This window comes from Oleiphilus messinensis (assembly GCF_002162375.1).
Classification (GTDB): domain Bacteria; phylum Pseudomonadota; class Gammaproteobacteria; order Pseudomonadales; family Oleiphilaceae; genus Oleiphilus; species Oleiphilus messinensis.
On the sequence record NZ_CP021425.1, the window covers coordinates 6,031,596 to 6,049,282 of the forward strand.

Sequence of the window (17,687 nt, forward strand, 5' to 3'; positions counted from 1 at the left end):
TTCCGAAAAAAGGCCTCATGCAGAACGCAAGGACACCACAGATGTTTATGAACCGTTTGTTTACCATTCCCCGGCGCGCTTTACCTGCACTTGCTGTTGCAAGTGCAATTTTACTCAGTGGTTGTGACAGCGACGACCTCTTGAATACCACTAGCTGGTCATTTCTGAAGTTTCGGGGAACTTGGGATCTCGCCGGTAATGGTCAAATCATGACCATTGATGAAAACTTTATGCAAACCTACAACTACAACAGTTATGGCTGTTTTAAAGTCAAACAGGTTGCCCTGCGCGATATTAAAAATTTCAGAAACTACCTGGCATTGGGGAAGAATAATTCCGTTCTGGACTTTAAAAGCCCTGCCTCTACCCGTGAGCGATACTACAAACTTGACCGGCTTCCGGAGGATTGCAGAGACAACAAACGCTTCACTCGAAAAGACCCGGTCACCACATTTGAGTTTTTCTGGCACAGTATGCGCGATTACTACGGCTTCTTCGAACTCCGCGATGTCAACTGGAATGACGTTTATGACGAGTTTCGCGATCAGATCACTGAAGAAACGACAAATACCGAACTCGCAGAGGTGTTCCAGAAAATTGTCAGCAAGATTAAAGATGCCCATGTCTCTATCTCGGATGGCGATGAAATCAACATCAGCGATACAAACTGGAAAGGTGTCGAAGTTGCGCTACTACGGAGTGACTACCTGGAGGAATTTGATGACATTGAAGCGGCCTTCGACCAGTTTTTAGCGGATCAGGATCAGCTTGTAATTCGCTTACTGGATCATCAGCAGATTAACACGGCCGGTAACAGTGACGCATTTTACTGGGGCACACTATCCGACAGCAGTATTGGCTATTTGCGAATTGACCGGGAGCAGGATCTGGAGACGACGGGCGAAGTTGAATTTTCCGAAAACATCAATGTAATGCTTGATCGTGTCGAACGTGATTTACAGGCAGCAGACCGTATTATGGAAGACGTTCTGGAGGATCTGAAACATACCCGGGGCATGATTATCGACCTGCGCTATAACGCCGGTGGCTATGACAACGTCGCCAAGCGAATCGCCCGTTATTTCAACCCGGAAAAACGCAAATTCGGCGATAAACAAATTCGCAATCAATCACATCGAGGTGAACTGATTGATCTGATGCTAGACAAGGCACCGCGACAAGCCTACGAAAATCCGATTGTTGTGCTTTCAGGTGGTTCCACCTATAGCGGTGGAGAGGTGCTCACTCTGGCCCTGAAGTCACTCCCTCACGCGAAAGTACTGGGCGCGCCTACCCACGGTGTGGTATCCGACACCTTTGGGCAAAAGCTGCCAAACGGTTGGACCCTGACAATGACCACAGAAGTCTATCGGGATGCTGAAGGTACACGATTGGAAGCTGTCGGAGTTACCCCAACTGAGGAGATCGATGCCTATAGCGCTGCGGATATGCAGTATCTTTCCCATACCCCGATTGACCGTGCGCTGCAATTGCTGAATGCAACACCAGCCAACCGGCCATCGATCAATCAGCTCAAAACGGAAATGACCCAATTCATCGAGGCAACGGGCGTACCCGGTGTCGCCGCAACGGTAATCCATGATAATCGAATTGTCTGGCAGGGCGCTGAGGGATTCGCGAATCTCGAAACCGGGCGTCCCATGTCCGCTGACACACCTGCAAATGTCGGTTCCATCAGTAAAGCCGTTATGGCCACGGCACTCATGCAAAAAATCGAGGCAGGTGTGCTTGATCTTGATGATTCGATAAATACTTACGGACTGCCATTTGCACTGGATCCCCCCCACCTGAATCGCCCGATTCGGCTCCGGGATCTGGTCACGCATACCTCAGGCATCCGCGATACAACGGGATACAGCTGCAGCTATTATGTTCATGAGACCGGCGAGTCACTGTTTGGCCTGTTTGGCTCAGATGAATGTCCGGATGATGTGCTGACCGATCCAGGCCAGTTCTATAGCAGTTATTTCACGCCAGGAGGCGAATACTATTTTGACAACCCCTACCTTGAAAGCGAATATCGTCAGTATCACTACAGTAACATTGGTGCTGGTCTGGCCGCTTATGGGGTGGAGCAAAAGCTGGGTCTTGATCTGGCAACAGAAATGAACGAGCACATATTCAAACCACTCAATATGCTCAATACCCGCTGGGACCATACCACACTTTCTGAAGCGAACCCGAAAGCGCTTCAATACACTCTGGATGAGAACGCCACCCCGATTCCTCTGCCTGAATACAGTTATCCCACTTTTTACGACGGTGATTTGAACACCAGCACAAATGATCTGGCCAAACTGCTTATCAGCATTGCCCAGGGCGGACAATTCGAAGGCAAGCGGATTCTTTCAGCGTCATCAGTTGAAACGCTACTAAGTCCGCTAACGGATGTGTTTACTCAATACAATGCCCAAGGATTGTTCTGGGTCACGGAAGGTAATTTTATCGGCCACAACGGCTATGATCCGGGCACCCTGGCCATTATGCATTACAACAAGGCAACCCGCAGTGGCTTTACCTTTATCGTGAACGGGGAGGATGGCTATATCGGGGACAACAATGTACTCAACAGTTACCAGTCTCTGGTTAGCGCGCTTTATCGTTATGGCTTATCGGAATAGGCTTGGAGAAAACGCTGTAGAAGCAAGCCGGACTAACGGATTACGCTACGGCGTAATCCGTTAGTCTCACATCAATCAAGCTTCTGGTTCAATATCTACCAGCACTTCACCGGGGGTAACACGGTCGCCTTTTGCAACGTTAACCGCTTTCACCGTACCGGCAATGGTTGCTTGCACTTCGGTTTCCATTTTCATGGCTTCGGTAATCAACAACGCCTGCCCGGCCGTGACCTGATCCCCTTCCTGCACCAGCACCTCAACGATATTACCGGGCATTGCCGTTGTGATATGGCCCGGTGCGCTGGCCTGCGCACGACCGCTTGCGGTTGTACCGGCAAAACTACCCAGCGTCTCCAGCGTGATCTCGTCCGGCACCCCGTCAAGGGTCAGGAAGATGCTGCGCTTGTTACCGTGCATTCCGCCAGCGCCCGTGATGGCGACTTCATAGGTTTCGCCGTGCACATCGATCTTGAACTCAGTCGCGACACCGGGATCAACCGGGCGTCCCGCAGTTCCGGCATCAGGGGGTAACAGCGGCTCGGGTTGCAAGGTTCCGGCGGCACGTTCTTCAAGGAATTGCTTACCAATATCCTGGAACATCGCGTAGGTCAGCACATCTTCCTCGCTCTCAGCCAGGGCGCCAATCGCTTCTTTCAGGTTTGCCATCTCAGGTTTAAGTAAATCAGCCGGACGCCCTTCATTAGGCTCTTCATTGCCAATCGCTTTACGACGGAGAACGTCGTCTACCTGCGCAGGTGGCCGACCATAGCCACCCTGAAGATAACGTCGCACTTCATTGGTGATCGTTTTGTATCGCTCGCCGGATAAAATATTCAATACCGCCTGGGTACCAACAATTTGCGAGCTCGGTGTAACCAAAGGTGGGAAACCGAGATCCTCACGGACGCGGGGGATTTCCTGAAAGACCTCCTGAATCTTGTCCAGGGCATTTTGTTCTTTCAGTTGATTCGCCAGGTTGGACATCATGCCACCGGGTACCTGGTTTATCTGAACGGATACATCTTCCCGAGTGAATTCACTTTCAAACTGATGGTACTTTTTACGTACGGCTTTGAAATAGTCGGAAATTTCGGACAACAACGCCAGATCCAGACCGGTATCCCATTGCGTGCCTTTCAGAGCTGCAACCTGAGATTCAGTTGCCGGGTGACTGGTCCCCCAGGCAAACGCAGAAATGGCCGTATCAATATTGTCCGCACCGGCTTCAATCGCTTTCAATTGGCACTGTGCCGCCAAGCCTGCAGTTGCATGGCTGTGAATAAACAGCGGCAACTCAACGTTTTCTTTGATCGCTTTAACCAGATCATAAGTCGCATATGGCGTTAAAAGGCCAGCCATATCCTTGATCGCAATGGAGTCCGCGCCCATATCACGCAGGTCTTTGGCCTGCTGCACAAACAGATCAATCGTATGAACCGGGCTGGTTGTATAGCAAATCGTGCCCTGAGCATGCTTGCCGGACTTCTTCACTGCGGTCATCGCCGTCTGCAGGTTACGCAAGTCATTCAATGCATCGAACACGCGGAATACATCGATTCCGTTATCAGCCGCTTTCTGGACAAACGTTTCAACAACATCATCGGCATAATGACGGTAGCCCAAAAGGTTCTGGCCACGGAGCAGCATTTGCAGACGGGTATTGGGTAACGCCGCTTTCAATTGACGCAGGCGTTGCCATGGATCTTCTTTCAAGAACCGGACACAGGCGTCGAACGTCGCGCCGCCCCATACTTCCAACGACCAGTAACCCACTTGATCCAGTTTGTCACAAATTGGCAGCATATCTTCAGTACGCATACGGGTCGCAATCAATGATTGGTGAGCGTCGCGCAATATTACATCGGTCACATTAACTTTTGTCATTTTCAATCTCCTGTGAACTCTGGCTCTTACAGGCCGGCATAGGCGGCAATGGCGGCGGCGATCGCCAGGGCGACCTCACTTGGATGGCGTTTTTCTGAATAATTCAACAATTCCGGATGTTCGGGCACAAAGCTGGTATCAAACTCACCAGACCGGAACTGTGGATGTTGCAGAATTTCTTTGTAATACGGGGCGGTGGTTTTAATCCCTTGCAAGCGCATGTCTTCCAGGGCGCGCATACCACGATCCATCGCATCTTCCCAATTCAATGACCAGACAATCAGTTTCAGGCACATCGAATCAAAATAGGGCGGGATGGTATAACCGGTATAAATTGCAGTATCCGTTCGGACACCCGGTCCCCCCGGCGCATAATAACGGGTGATTCTGCCGAAGCTCGGTAGAAAATCGTTTTTCGGATCTTCAGCATTGATCCGGAATTGCAACGCGTAACCCCGGTACTGTATATCTTCCTGCCGATAACTCAGGGGACGACCCGAGGCAATCAGTATCTGTTCCCGGACAATATCGACGCCGGTAATCTGCTCGGTAATGGTATGCTCAACCTGAACCCGGGTATTCATCTCCATGAAATACACTTCATTCCCAGCCAGCAAAAACTCAACCGTTCCCGCATTTTCATAGCCGACCGCTTTCGCAGCCCGTACCGCTAAATCACCGACGTAGGCACGTTGTTCCGGGGTCAATTGGGGACTGGGGGCAATTTCAATCAGCTTCTGGTTACGACGCTGAATGGAACAATCCCGTTCAAACAGGTGCACGACGTTGCCCTGGGAATCCGCCAATACCTGTACTTCTATGTGCTTGGGATTGACGATACACTTTTCCATAAACACTTCAGCCGAACCAAATGCCTTGGTGGCTTCAGAAATAACACGGGGATACTGCTGACGCAAATCGGCTTCGCTGTCACAACGACGGATTCCGCGACCGCCACCACCGGAAGTGGCTTTCAACATCACCGGGTAGCCAATTTCAGCAGCCACTTCAACGGCCTCGTCCAGACCACTCAAGTTACCTTCCGTGCCCGGTGTAACCGGCACCCCGGCGGCGATCATGCTGGAGCGGGCTTCAGTCTTGTCCCCCATACGGGATATCACATCCGCACTGGGACCAATAAAAACAATACCGCGCTCGGCACAGATGCGGGCCAATTCTGCATTCTCCGAAAGAAAGCCGTAGCCCGGATGGATTGCATCGCAGCCCGTCTCCACTGCCATATTGACAATACGGCGGGGATCCAGATAGCCCGCTAATGGATCATCGCCAATAAAATAGGCTTCGTCAGCACGTTTGACATGCAAACCATATCGATCCGGGTCAGTGTAAATCGCCACAGATCGAATATTCATTTCCGCACACGCTCGAACGATCCGGAGCGCGATCTCACCACGATTGGCAATGAGTATTTTCTTGAGCATGAGTTTCCTCCAACAAGGAATCAATTGCTGAATCACCAGCTGAGGAGATTCCGTTGATCTTGTTTATAGCCTAACCGAGGTTTCTCACAATAAAAAATTGATATTTTTTTGTTTTACCATAAGGTATACCTTATAGATGAACTGAGATCGCAAGATGCCCCGAAATATTCAACCCTTATTAAACCGACTGTCGTTCAGGCAGCTGCAGGTCTTTATGACCGTGTCGAGATTGAACAGTTACAGTAAAGCAGCAGAAGAGCTTGGGCTCACCCAACCGGCGGTCAGTGCGCAAATTCGACAACTGGATGATGCGCTGGGACAACCCTTGTTTGATTATGTTGGCAAGCGTTTGTATCGAACCCAGGTGGGGGATGAACTGGCACTGGCAACACGCAATATTTTCAATGAAATCGAGCGCTTGCAAATGGAAGTCGCAGAACTGCAAGGGAGTGTAAGAGGCGAATTAAAGCTCGCTGCAGTCAGCACGGCACAGTCCATTGTGCCCCGATTGCTGAAAGGGTTTCTCCAGCAATATCCGGAAGTCAGCATCCGGGTACGCGTCGTAAACCGGGCTCAAGCGCTTGACCGTTTGCAGCAGAATACAGATGATTTGGTGATCATGGGTATGGTGCCTTCGGATCGATCCTTGAGCTTTACGCCTTTTCTGGACAACGAAATGGTTGCAGTCATCCCGGCTGAACACCCATTCCAGAAAAGTCCCCCTACAAAAATCCAGACATTTCTCAACCAGCGACTCATTTCCCGGGAACCCGGCTCAGGCACGAGACTGGCATTGGAAGCATTTTGTGCGGAACACCGCCTGGGCCTGAAACCCTATATGGAGCTGGGTTCGAACGATGCCGTGAAGCACGCCGTACTCGCCGGGCTTGGCGTAGCGGTCCTGCCTCGGGTCAGTATCGATGCGGAACTCAAACTGGGCTGGTTATCCATCGTTCCGCTCGCGGGATTTCCACTCCGGCGTTCCTGGTGCACCGTGCATCCAAGGGGAAAACACCAAAGCCCGGTGGCCCTCGCCTTTATCAACTACATTCAGGACAATATTCCAAACATGAAGGCGATACTGTCCGAGCATCACTCGCCCTCTTAATTGGACGGCCCGGAATATCGGGAGCTGATCTTTTGATACTCCCCACTGCTGTGTAATTCAGCCAAGGCATCCCACACCGTCTCCGCAACAAATGTCTGTGTCTTGTAAAATTGGTGACTGAACAAGAGAAATTGCGCATCCTCATGCAATGGAATGGAATGCTTGCGAATAACACTGTAGGCGGGATCAGACGCGATGATGGGCCCAATCTCCGCATCATATCCCGCTACTGCGGCCAAACCACCCCGCGACAGCCATTCCACGATATCAGGCTGGTAATACTCCTCTCGAACCATGACGCCCATATCTCTCAGGATCGAACCGATGGAATACCCCAAACCCGTTGCGACCTGGCCCCGGGGTGGCAGCACCAGCTGTGTTCCATCCCAAATCACGGAATCATCAACTGTGTAGAGCCAGTAGTGAGATACGTACATACTGCGGCTTACATCCAATGCGCCATTTGACGTTCTCGGATATTCACCAATCCTTTCCCGCTCTGGCAAATAAGAGGCCGCAAGCGCACCATCAACCCGCCCCATTTCGACATTCAACAGGCAACGCTTCCAGGGTAATCTGACCAAATCAAAGGTAAATCCGGTTTTCGTTTCGAGATAATGGACAACATCCATTTCAATACCGGCTTGACGAGGCGAAGCAATAAAAAAGGGAGGGTAAGGTTGGTCGATCCCGCACAGCTTGATATTGACAGGTGCTTCTGCAGAAACATTTGCACAAGTGCACAGAAGCAACATCAACACAATGCAGGTTCGTGATATGCTGAGTATCATCATTCAAGTCCTGTACGCCGAAAAACTGGCGGCGACGGAATTAACAGGCTACCGGTAATATGATTCACTACCGGTATATTACTTATCTGCTAGTATAGCATTGACCATACGACAAGTATGTCCGCCGTAAAAACATTACAAAGGCAACCCTGAAGGAGGCCAGATTTGCACTGTCCAAAATGCAACGACGTTCGATTACAAGCCACTAAACTCGATGAAGGGCTGTCTGCCATGGGTTGCCCCCGGTGTGAGGGCGCATTTGTTTCACTGCTCTATTATCGGGATTGGGCAGAACGATGTGGCGAAGCACATTTGGCCAATAAAGCCGAGCCGGAACGGGTTGAACCGGAAACCACGGTGACCGCGATGGGCTGCCCGAAATGCAGTAAACTGATGACCAAGTATCGAATTACCGGTTGCCGCAACAACCGCCTGGACCTGTGTTCATCCTGCGATGAGGCCTGGCTGGACGGAGGTGAATGGGAATTACTGAAAGCCCTGGACTTAAGCCATAAAATGCCCATGGTGTTCACTGAACAATGGCAACGAAATGTACGCCAACAAGTAACGGAAGACAGCCGAAAACAGCGCTTCCTGAAAATATTGGGTGAGGCGGATTTAAGTGAAGCTGAAAAAGTACGCCAGTGGGTAAAAGATCACCCACGACGTGCAGATATTCTGCGCTACCTCAGTTTCGACTGAGCCTGCTGATTTCCAGCCGGAGCATTTAAGATAACTCCGGCTGCTCGATCAATTCGATTTTATAACCATCCGGATCCAGCACAAAAGCGATGACATCGCGATCATCATCCTGCATCGGCCCGGGTGCTCTGACCACACGTCCGCCTTGAGCCTCAATATGCTGACAACAGGCATGGATATCCCGAACCCCATAGGCAACATGACCGAATGCAGTCCCCGGTTCATAGTCGATTACATCCCAGTTATGGGTCAACTCCAGAACCGTATGTGAATGTTCCGGGCCGTAGCCGAGAAACGCCAGGGTATATCGGGAGTCAGGATAATCATGCTGACGCAATACATTCATACCGAATGTCCGGGTATAAAATTGAATGGATTTTTGCAAATTCCGCACACGCAACATGGTGTGTAATATGCGATGGGGATATATTCCGCTTTGATGCTCATGAGTACTCAAAATTATCAACTCCAGACCTGGGTGAATTGGTTTTTCACATGTCACAAATATCAATCGAATGCCGACCTAATACGCAACTGGACAACAAAAATCGCTGCCCAGTGACTGTATCCTGAGAGGCCCTTGAGAGAAGTCCGATGACAACGATAACAACGAGCGCTACAGCTGATAAAACGGTGAATTCAATTCACGACTCGCTTCTGCAACCACCTCACCATCAAAAACCCGCGTGGTAAACGCACCACCCAGCTGTTTTGCTTCAGTGGGGAAATACTCCAATGCGAAGCGCTTGGCGTTTTCAACACTGTCAAAAGCATACAAACCACCGGGATTATGACAGTGCAGCGCGCTCAACCAGGTTTTGCTCAAAATACCCGGCTGCGCTTTCAGTATGGGGTTCATTGTTTTCCAGGGCACATCACCAAACGGAATATTGAGCTGCACATCGGTGTAAACAAACGCACGGGGCAACATTTCCAGTCGGGCACCAAAGTGCACGGAGTTCATATCCCGGCTTGCCGCTTCGGTAATTTCGCCATCGTACAAGCGCGTGGTCTGGGCAACACCGATGCTTGCTGCTTCCCCTGGAAAGTAGCCGTTCACAAATTCCTGTGCCGTTTCTCTGGACTCGAACACATAAAACCCGCCCAAGGAGTGATTGCCAACGCCGGCCAACCAGGTTTTGTTCAGTAAACCCGGCTGTTTCAGGAGTACCTGATTGATCTTTTGCCAAGGTGCATCCGCAAAAGGCATCGTCAACTGCAGTTCTGTATAAACAAACGTTTTCATATCTTTCATCTTTTCATCTCCATCGATAATATAGTGATCGTTATGTTGCGATCACTATAAAACTAATATAACGATCACTATATTTCAACAATTAAATTCCCTGTTGCGTAAAAAATATCACGATCGCTATAATTATGACGAGATCGAGGAGGCAGAACAGATATGTCTAAAAAAGCAGAAACTCAGGCCCGAATCGTCGAGGCAGCAGGCCGGGGCATAAGAATGAACGGCTACGGCGGCATCGGTATCGATGGCATCGCAAAAGGTGCAGGGGTTACATCGGGCGCACTTTATGGCCATTTCAAATCAAAATCTGCGGTGTTTGATGCGGTTATTCAGACGGGTATGGATGCATTGATCGAAGGCATTCAGGCCTGGCAACAACAAGAAGGTGAGCAGTGGTTAAAACCGTTTCTGGATTGGTACCTGAGTGAGGAACAAATCAACAACCTCTGTGATGGCTGCGCTTTACCGGGCCTCGCCGTGGATATCTCACGTGGCACACCAGAACAAAAACAGTTCTTTGCGGAACGCTTCCAGCGAGTCATTGAGTTGGTTGAATCAGGACTCTCCAAGCGTTCAGACAGCAGCCCCCGGATGCGGGCACAAACGATACTGACATTATTGACCGGAACGGTCAGCGTCGCACGTGCCATTGACGACAGCAACGAAGCCCAAAGCGTCATCCGCGCGACAAAGATTACGCTTGACTCATTGACGTGATCCTGTGTGAACGATCCCCCCCTTGCACTGCTATGGGCTTCCCAGGATATCGCTAAATCAGTTTTCTGTTGCCTTTGGTCGACGATTCGATTTCATGCAACAACCTTAAAAGCACAGGGGGTAAAGGCAACAACACCATCAAACCTCGGCCATGGGCTTCCAACGCTTTCAGGAATCCAACCAGAGCGCTTTCCGAACAATCGACCTCAAGGAGTTCCTCCTCGTGCAGAATCTCGATGCTCTCAATTCGCTCCGAGGTTTCAAAGTGTTGCTCGCCTTCCGTGCGCCGGTAAATATTATCGACCCCTTTACGCCAGATAATCTCAAAGTCGATATTTAAAATATTAATAATGTAATGCTTCTCGTGCCCTGTGAATTCACTGTGATGCATTGCCGTGCGCTGCTCACTCTTAGCAATCACTTGGTAATTCAAGCTCTTCAGTATCACTGGATATTGAGTTGTCATAGCGCCCTCCTCTGGCCAAAGCCATTCTTGATCGTTACTCAGTCGACCCATTTTCCCATGGAGTAACCGGACATAAATGTGACGAACCTGTCATTTGAACAAGCTCTCACAAATCGTGACGAATGCCTCACAAATAAATTGTGATCTGTAACAGCGATAACTATAGACCAAGTTACCCGGCATGCACTTAAAATTCTCCCGGGATTCGACAGTCATGCACTTCCATTCTTGCAACGCCTTGCTGCTTTTACAGCCACTCGCCTATTGACTATGAAGTATACATATGTATACTGAATCCAAGTATACAGTTGTATACACTTTTCCATAATTCAAAACAATGATGAACAAGCATTGAGGCAAGCACATGAAAAATTTCGCAGGTAAAGTCGCAGCGATCACGGGCGCCGCATCAGGAATCGGCCGCGCACTTGCAATCGAGTTGGCTAAACAACAGTGCCACCTGGCATTGTCTGATGTAAATGAAACCGGCCTGGCAGAAACCGCCGCTTTAGCCTCAGCGCATGGCATCAAAGTCACCACAACCAAAGTCAATGTTGCAGATAAAGACGCTGTCCACAAGTGGGCCACTGACACCGTAAAAGCCCACGGGAAAGTGAACCTGGTTTTCAACAATGCCGGTGTGGCCATGGGTGGTATCGTCGAAGATACAGACTATTCCGACTATGAATGGATGATGGGCATCAATATGTGGGGTGTTATCTACGGCACCAAAGCATTCCTGCCGTTAATCAAACAATCCGATGAAGAAGGTCACATTATCAACATTTCAAGTATCTTTGGCTTGTTCTCTCAACCCACCCAGAGTGCGTACAACACCGCTAAATTCGCGGTACGGGGTTTTACGGAATCCCTTCGACAGGAACTGGATCTGGAACAGGGCCAGGTTTCCGCAACATGTGTCCACCCGGGTGGAATCAAAACCAATATCGCCAAAAATGCGCGCATGAGTGACAGCGTCAGCAAGCTGAGCCAGAATGGTGCAGATCCGGAAAGCATGCGCAATCAATTCGAATCGCTGTTTATCACCACACCGGAAAAAGCCGCTCAGGTTATTCTGAAGGGTGTGAAAAATAACAAACGCCGCGTCCTGATCGGACCCGACGCAAGAGGTGCAGACCTGATGCAACGTATGTTGCCAACCGTCTACCAGAAACTGGTAACCGCGTCGTTCAAACTCGCCAGTCGATAATCAGTCTGCCGTTTCGATCACCGGGGCCAGCAAGTCGCCCCGGTCTGATCCTGCCAAAAGTACACAAATCAACCCTGCTAATGAAAATCCCGCCAAACCATAAACCAAAGGCAGAATGGTTCCATCATACCGATAGCCGATATACCAGCCCAGTGGAATTGAGATCAGGCCACCAACGGAAGAGATCACCGCAGAAGCCATGCCAGCAATGTGCCCCATGGGTTCCATGGCCACACTGTTCAAGTTACCGAACAGAATCCCGATACAAAAAAATGTAACCAGCATGTAAGCCATGAACCAGGCAAAGGGTGGTACACCATTCGCGTGTTCGGTGACCATCACAAATACCAGTGAAAGCAAGACCATACACACAAACGCGAACCGACACAGCGCTTTCATGCCATAGCGCACCACAATTCGAGAATTAACCAGTGACGCCGCCCCAATCGCCAGGGCCAACAAGCCAAAATAATACGGGAAGTGGGTTCCGGTCTGGTACAGCTCCACAAAAACCTGCTGGGTCGATCCTAGGTACCCGACAAAACTGGCGAATAAAAATCCTGAAGCTGCCGTATAAGCCAGTGTCTGACGATGGCTTAAGACTTCGAGCAACGCCTGCCCGACTTTATCCGCCGTAATTTGCCTACGGCGGCCTTCAGGCAAGGTTTCCTGTTGTCTAAGTCCGAACCACAGCACCGCAACGACAGCCAATATCAGGAAGAAAGCAAAAATGGCACGCCAGTCTGCGATAAACAATATACCCTGCCCGATTATGGGTGCCAATGCGGGCACAAGGATAAAGACCGCCATCACCATCGACATAATCCGGGCCATGGACGCGCCCTGAAATTGATCCCGCACCAATGCAATCGAAACTATCCGGGGCGCGGCCGCGCCGAGCCCTTGCAGAAAGCGGCCTATCAGCATCACCGTAAAATCCTGGGCCAACATGCTGATCAAACAGCCTACGATGAATATCACCATACCGAGTAGAATCGGAATCCGACGTCCGAATCGATCCGAAAGAGGCCCAGAAAGCGCCTGTCCAATGGACAGCCCGAGAAATAAAACGGTGACCACCAGTTGTGCATCATTGGCATGGGATACCTGTAAATCCGCACCAATTAACCCCAGTGCCGGTAACATAGCATCAATGGCCATGGCAACCATGGAGATCATAAGCGCCGTCAGCGCAATAAACTCCCCGGTAGAGAGCGTGTTTCGGTAAGTAGACAATCGACTATCCTGAATATTGAAAAGAGGCGAGCAGATAAAGCGCCAATACAGTGCGAGAATCAACCACGTTAAACCAAATTCGGTGCGATAGCTACGCGACTTAAGTAATAGCCAGACAACTTGAAGCATCGCGACGGCTCAGGAGACCTCAATATGCACTCCAATACAACTCAATTCCCCAGGCTCACCCACATTGCACTCCATGTCAAAGACATCGAGGCGACTATCGCGTTTTACCAAAACTACTGTAATATGCAAATCGTTCATGATCGAAGCCATGGCCCCAAACGCATTGTCTGGCTGGCCGAACCAGGGCGGGAGTCCGATTTTATATTCGTTATCATGAATGGCGGTGACAATCTGCATCTTGCCACGAACGACTACCGCCACTTCGGCTTCGCTGTTGCGTCCCGGGAAGCAGTCGATTGCATAGCCGATGCGGCACGGGCAGCGGGTGACCTGATCTGGGAACCCGTGGATGAACCCTATCCGGTCGGGTATTACTGTGGCCTTAAAGATCCAAATGGAAATGCGGTTGAATTCAGCTTTGGGCAGCCTCTTGGCCCCGGAGCACAAGCGATTAACGCATCGGTTTCCAAGCTCTGAATTCACGCCCCCCCTGAATTCACATCAAGATAGAGAGGGAATTTCAAATGTCAGCACTTACACTTGTTATCGGTAATAAAAATTATTCGTCATGGTCATTGCGACCCTGGCTCTTGCTGAAACACTTCAATATTGAATTCGACGAAATCAAAATTCCACTGTATCAAAGCGCAAGTGCGCTCGCACTGGAACAACACTCTCCGTCCAGAAAAGTACCCGCCCTGATTCATGGAGACCTGACCGTCTGGGACTCGCTGGCAATTTGTGAATATATCTCCGAGAACCTGCTGCAGAATGCTGGCTGGCCTGAGGAGACAAAAGCCCGGGCGTTGGCGCGCTCGATCAGTGCCGAAATGCACTCCGGTTTTTTCGCGCTGCGCAATGAGCTTCCCATGAATTGCCGATGCCATATCCCCGGTTTTACGCCGTCAAATGCGGCGATTGCAGACATTACCCGCATCAAATCCATCTGGCAGAGTTGTCTGGAAAACCATGCTGATCGGGGTGATTGGCTTTTAGGTACATTCAGTATTGCAGATTGTATGTTTGCCCCGGTGGTACTCCGCTTCAAGATTTACAGTATCACTCTGGAGCCGATATTACAGCGTTATGCAGACAACGTGCTCGCTCACTCAGCAATCAAGGAATGGGTGGCTGCCGGGCAAGCGGAGTCGGAAATGATCGCTAAGTTCGAAGTGGCTGAATACTGATATCGCAAAAAAAATGCAGTTCGAATGGTGGCTCTGCCACATTCGAACTATTCTCAAGGAACACCCGCGTCACAACGTTTCATGATCAAGGAGATATGAGCATGCCCACAGAAGTCGCGAAGTTCCTGCTAGATCCCGTAAAATATGCAACTCAAACCTGTATCAACCTGCAAACGGGAAGTGGCTCTGGAACCACGCTCGGCGGATTCGATGCAAACAAGTCTTACTCACCCTGTTATTTTAATCTTGCACCTTGGTCCAGTTCGGTATTTTCCGCAACGAATCAGGTGATGCTTGAACCGACAACGACCCCAGGAACCGGTCTGATAACAGGTTACTATGTCCCCTACCTGGCTTATGGCACAATCACCTCGAACAATGCCAGCCTGGTTGTACTGGACAATGTCCCCAAGTCCAACCCACCCTACAAATTTATCTTCACCGGTGGACAGAACGGCTGCAGCTTGCTGTTACTCAAGGGCACCAGCTCCAGCAATGTATGTGCCCTGCACTATCCCAACTCGGACGGCAAAAAGAACGGCTACCCGCTGCTTAGTCGCATCAACAAATCTGCCTCAGACATCATTCTCGCAATCGATTTCGATCTGTACGGCGATACCAACAACCCGAATGCGGCCAGCTTTTTCTATTACGATGGCTCGGAATGGATTGGGGTCACCCAGCCTCAGATCCAGGGTGCACCGGACATGACCCATAAGCGCAACTCCATGTCGATCAATAAAGCGGCCAAAGTAAGAGTGGTGAAGGAAAATTCCATTGGTACTGTCGGCTGATTTATAACGGCCGGTTAATTTATGACTGCGGTTTAATTTATGTTCGTCGATTAACCTGAAATGGGCAGCAGGACTGAAACTGGCTTTGGGAGCAACAACTCATGAGCAACCTCATTCAAGAAACACAAACCACTTGCGAAACGGAAAATGGCTATGGTGCCATTGAGCTTGTTCTGAAACCCAAAACCAAAGATCTCGGCGGTTTCTCGGTCAGACGGCTGCTGCCAACGGTTCAGCGAAAAATGGTCGGTCCCTGGATTTTTTTCGATCATATGGGGCCTGCTCATTTCAGCGCTGGAACCGGTATCAATGTCCGCCCGCATCCCCATATCGGTATTGCCACCGTAACCTATTTATTCCAAGGTGAGATGTTACACCGGGATTCCCTCGGCAGTGAACAGGTGATCTCGCCTGGGGATATCAATCTCATGGTTGCTGGCAAGGGCATTGTCCATTCCGAGCGGGAGCGCCCCGAGGTCACCGCTCAAGATCATACATTGCATGCACTGCAACTCTGGCTCGCACTGCCAGTGCACAGCGAAGAAACCGAGCCGGCCTTCTATCACTATCCTGAAAAGGACGTTCCCGCACTGAACCTGAATGGCGTCAGAATCCGCGTGATGATGGGCAGCGCGTACGGCGTTACATCACCGGTCAAAACGTTCGCCAAAACCCTCTATGTAGAAGCCATGCTGGAGGAAGGACAAACTCTCACTTTACCCGACGCAGATGAACGCGCCATTTATATCGCGGATGGATCAATCAAAGCGAAGGATACCACGCTGATGGCCTATTCCATGGCCGTCGTCACAAACGAGACCGGCGTGCAAATCGAAGCCCTGGAAGCCAGCCGAATAGCCATTATTGGCGGTGAGGCAATGGACAAGCGCTTCATCGACTGGAACTTCGTCTCCAGCCGAAAAGAACGAATCGAACAAGCCAAAACCGACTGGAAAGCGGGACAATTTCCACCCGTTCCCGGTGACGACGAATTCATCCCCTATCCCGATTAGAGTTCCAACGCCTGCAAAGCTGTTTTGGGAGCATTCGAAAAAATTTTTAGGTTTCTTGAATTATTGTGTCGATTCACAGCCACCTCAAACGATTACTGAATACATCAATTGATGTTATGACCCTAAATGACGTCAGGAACGCAATTAATAGTCTGAAAAAAGTTCTACCTCCCGTGCAATTAAGACACGGGATGGAATCACTCAAAACATGGAGGAATACCCAATGAAAGTGATGGTAATCGTTAAAGCAACAACAAGCTCAGAAGCAGGGCAAATGCCAAGCGAAGCACTTTTGACTGCGATGGGTCAATTCAATGAAGAGCTGGTCAAGGCTGGAATCATGCAATCTGGAGACGGATTGAAACCCAGTTCTGAAGGGGTACGCATTCGCTTCAAAGGCAAAGACAGAATCATTACCGAAGGCCCGTTTACGGAAACTAACGAACTTGTTGCCGGCTATTGGGTCTGGAATGTCGAGTCCATGGAGGAAGCCATCGAGTGGGTCAAAAAATGCCCGAACCCCATGGAAGAGGAATCCGACATCGAAATTCGCACATTCTATGAAATGGATGACTTCGCCGAAGCCGATCCAAGCGGCAAGATAAGAGAACAGGAGGCTGGATTACGCAGCCAGATTGCAATGAAGCAAGCGACAATTAACAACTACCTGTTCTTTCCAGGGGACACCGAAGACGCACTGCAATACTATCAACGCCATCTGGGTGCGACCATTGACCTGTTGATGCGCTTTTCCGACAGCCCTGAGCCCATACCGGAAGGCATGGTACCCGAAGGCTACGAAAATAAAGTGATGCATTGCGAATTCACCATCGGCGACTGCAAAATCATGGCCTCGGACGGCTGCGGTGGAGAAGTAAGAACAGCCAATCGGGGCTTTAGCCTGGCATTAACCATTCCGTGCGAAGACGAAGCACGCCGCGTATTCAACGCGCTTGCAGATGGTGGCGAAATACAAATGCCACTGGATAAAACGTTTTGGTCACCGCTCTTCGGCCAGGTAAAAGACAAATTCGGCATCGCCTGGATGGTAATGCTGCCATCCCCGGAAGAACTGTAAGCAGCTCACGCGAACCGTCCTGTTTGCAACCACGAC

General features: G+C 50.2%; 17 protein-coding genes. 10 read left to right on the top strand and 7 right to left on the bottom strand.

The window, feature by feature from the left end; all coding sequences use genetic code 11:
- The first annotated feature begins 41 nt into the window (after positions 1-41).
- Positions 42-2,642 (top strand): serine hydrolase, encoded by a 2,601-nt coding sequence (locus OLMES_RS26225; RefSeq protein ID WP_198343140.1) that lies wholly within the window; start codon positions 42-44, stop codon positions 2,640-2,642.
- A 75-nt stretch (positions 2,643-2,717) separates the two neighbouring features.
- On the opposite strand, the gene oadA is transcribed toward OLMES_RS26225, so the two are convergent.
- Both oadA and OLMES_RS26235 read right to left on the bottom strand, forming a co-directional pair.
- On the bottom strand, positions 2,718-4,526 hold the full coding sequence (gene oadA, locus OLMES_RS26230; protein WP_087463981.1) for a sodium-extruding oxaloacetate decarboxylase subunit alpha: 1,809 nt from the start codon (positions 4,524-4,526) through the stop codon (positions 2,718-2,720).
- Between the two features lie 26 nt (positions 4,527-4,552).
- A complete protein-coding gene (locus OLMES_RS26235; RefSeq protein WP_087463982.1) occupies positions 4,553-5,968 on the bottom strand; it encodes an acetyl-CoA carboxylase biotin carboxylase subunit in 1,416 nt (471 codons plus the stop codon).
- A gap of 154 nt (positions 5,969-6,122) precedes the next feature.
- Here OLMES_RS26235 and OLMES_RS26240 point away from each other — a divergent pair, with 154 nt between their 5' ends.
- Positions 6,123-7,076 carry a LysR family transcriptional regulator gene (locus OLMES_RS26240; protein ID WP_087463983.1) on the top strand — a complete coding sequence of 318 codons (954 nt, stop codon included), beginning with the start codon at positions 6,123-6,125 and terminating at the stop codon, positions 7,074-7,076.
- On the opposite strand, the gene OLMES_RS26245 is transcribed toward OLMES_RS26240, so the two are convergent.
- Positions 7,073-7,870 (bottom strand): substrate-binding periplasmic protein, encoded by a 798-nt coding sequence (locus tag OLMES_RS26245; protein ID WP_087463984.1) that lies wholly within the window; start codon positions 7,868-7,870, stop codon positions 7,073-7,075. The genes OLMES_RS26240 and OLMES_RS26245 overlap by 4 nt on opposite strands.
- Before the next feature lie 162 nt (positions 7,871-8,032).
- Here OLMES_RS26245 and OLMES_RS26250 point away from each other — a divergent pair, with 162 nt between their 5' ends.
- The gene (locus tag OLMES_RS26250) at positions 8,033-8,569 is read left to right on the top strand and encodes a TFIIB-type zinc ribbon-containing protein (RefSeq protein WP_087463985.1); all 537 of its coding nucleotides are present in this window, start codon (positions 8,033-8,035) and stop codon (positions 8,567-8,569) included.
- A 25-nt stretch (positions 8,570-8,594) separates the two neighbouring features.
- Here OLMES_RS26250 and gloA read toward each other — a convergent pair whose 3' ends face one another.
- Entirely contained in the window at positions 8,595-9,026 is a 432-nt protein-coding gene (gloA, locus tag OLMES_RS26255; protein ID WP_269767731.1) for a lactoylglutathione lyase, read from the bottom strand.
- Positions 9,027-9,185: 159 nt separating this feature from the next.
- A complete protein-coding gene (locus tag OLMES_RS26260) occupies positions 9,186-9,824 on the bottom strand; it encodes a YdhR family protein (protein ID WP_232465214.1) in 639 nt (212 codons plus the stop codon).
- A gap of 153 nt (positions 9,825-9,977) precedes the next feature.
- Between OLMES_RS26260 and OLMES_RS26265 the strand changes: the two genes are divergently transcribed.
- On the top strand, positions 9,978-10,538 hold the full coding sequence (locus tag OLMES_RS26265; RefSeq protein ID WP_087463987.1) for a TetR/AcrR family transcriptional regulator: 561 nt from the start codon (positions 9,978-9,980) through the stop codon (positions 10,536-10,538).
- 52 nt (positions 10,539-10,590) lie between these two features.
- Here the strand turns inward: OLMES_RS26265 and OLMES_RS26270 are convergent, their stop codons facing one another.
- Positions 10,591-11,004 (bottom strand): hypothetical protein, encoded by a 414-nt coding sequence (locus tag OLMES_RS26270; RefSeq protein ID WP_087463988.1) that lies wholly within the window; start codon positions 11,002-11,004, stop codon positions 10,591-10,593.
- A 364-nt stretch (positions 11,005-11,368) separates the two neighbouring features.
- On the opposite strand from OLMES_RS26270, the gene OLMES_RS26275 reads away from it, so the two are divergent.
- Positions 11,369-12,214: an SDR family NAD(P)-dependent oxidoreductase gene (locus OLMES_RS26275; RefSeq protein WP_087463989.1), complete on the top strand. Its 846-nt coding sequence runs from the start codon at positions 11,369-11,371 to the stop codon at positions 12,212-12,214.
- On the opposite strand, the gene OLMES_RS26280 is transcribed toward OLMES_RS26275, so the two are convergent.
- On the bottom strand, positions 12,215-13,579 hold the full coding sequence (locus OLMES_RS26280; RefSeq protein WP_198343141.1) for a multidrug effflux MFS transporter: 1,365 nt from the start codon (positions 13,577-13,579) through the stop codon (positions 12,215-12,217).
- 24 nt (positions 13,580-13,603) lie between these two features.
- Here OLMES_RS26280 and OLMES_RS26285 point away from each other — a divergent pair, with 24 nt between their 5' ends.
- The 5 genes from OLMES_RS26285 to OLMES_RS26305 all read left to right on the top strand — a co-directional run bounded on the left by OLMES_RS26285 (position 13,604) and on the right by OLMES_RS26305 (position 17,651).
- Complete coding sequence (locus OLMES_RS26285; protein WP_087463990.1) at positions 13,604-14,056, top strand: VOC family protein; 453 nt, start codon at positions 13,604-13,606, stop codon at positions 14,054-14,056.
- Between the two features lie 47 nt (positions 14,057-14,103).
- Positions 14,104-14,766, top strand: coding sequence for a glutathione S-transferase family protein (locus OLMES_RS26290; protein ID WP_087463991.1), 663 nt, complete (start codon positions 14,104-14,106; stop codon positions 14,764-14,766).
- A gap of 101 nt (positions 14,767-14,867) precedes the next feature.
- The gene (locus tag OLMES_RS26295) at positions 14,868-15,560 is read left to right on the top strand and encodes a hypothetical protein (RefSeq protein WP_087463992.1); all 693 of its coding nucleotides are present in this window, start codon (positions 14,868-14,870) and stop codon (positions 15,558-15,560) included.
- A 101-nt stretch (positions 15,561-15,661) separates the two neighbouring features.
- Entirely contained in the window at positions 15,662-16,573 is a 912-nt protein-coding gene (locus OLMES_RS26300) for a pirin family protein (RefSeq protein WP_087463993.1), read from the top strand.
- Between the two features lie 223 nt (positions 16,574-16,796).
- Positions 16,797-17,651, top strand: coding sequence for a YciI family protein (locus tag OLMES_RS26305; protein ID WP_087463994.1), 855 nt, complete (start codon positions 16,797-16,799; stop codon positions 17,649-17,651).
- Positions 17,652-17,687 lie beyond the last annotated feature (36 nt).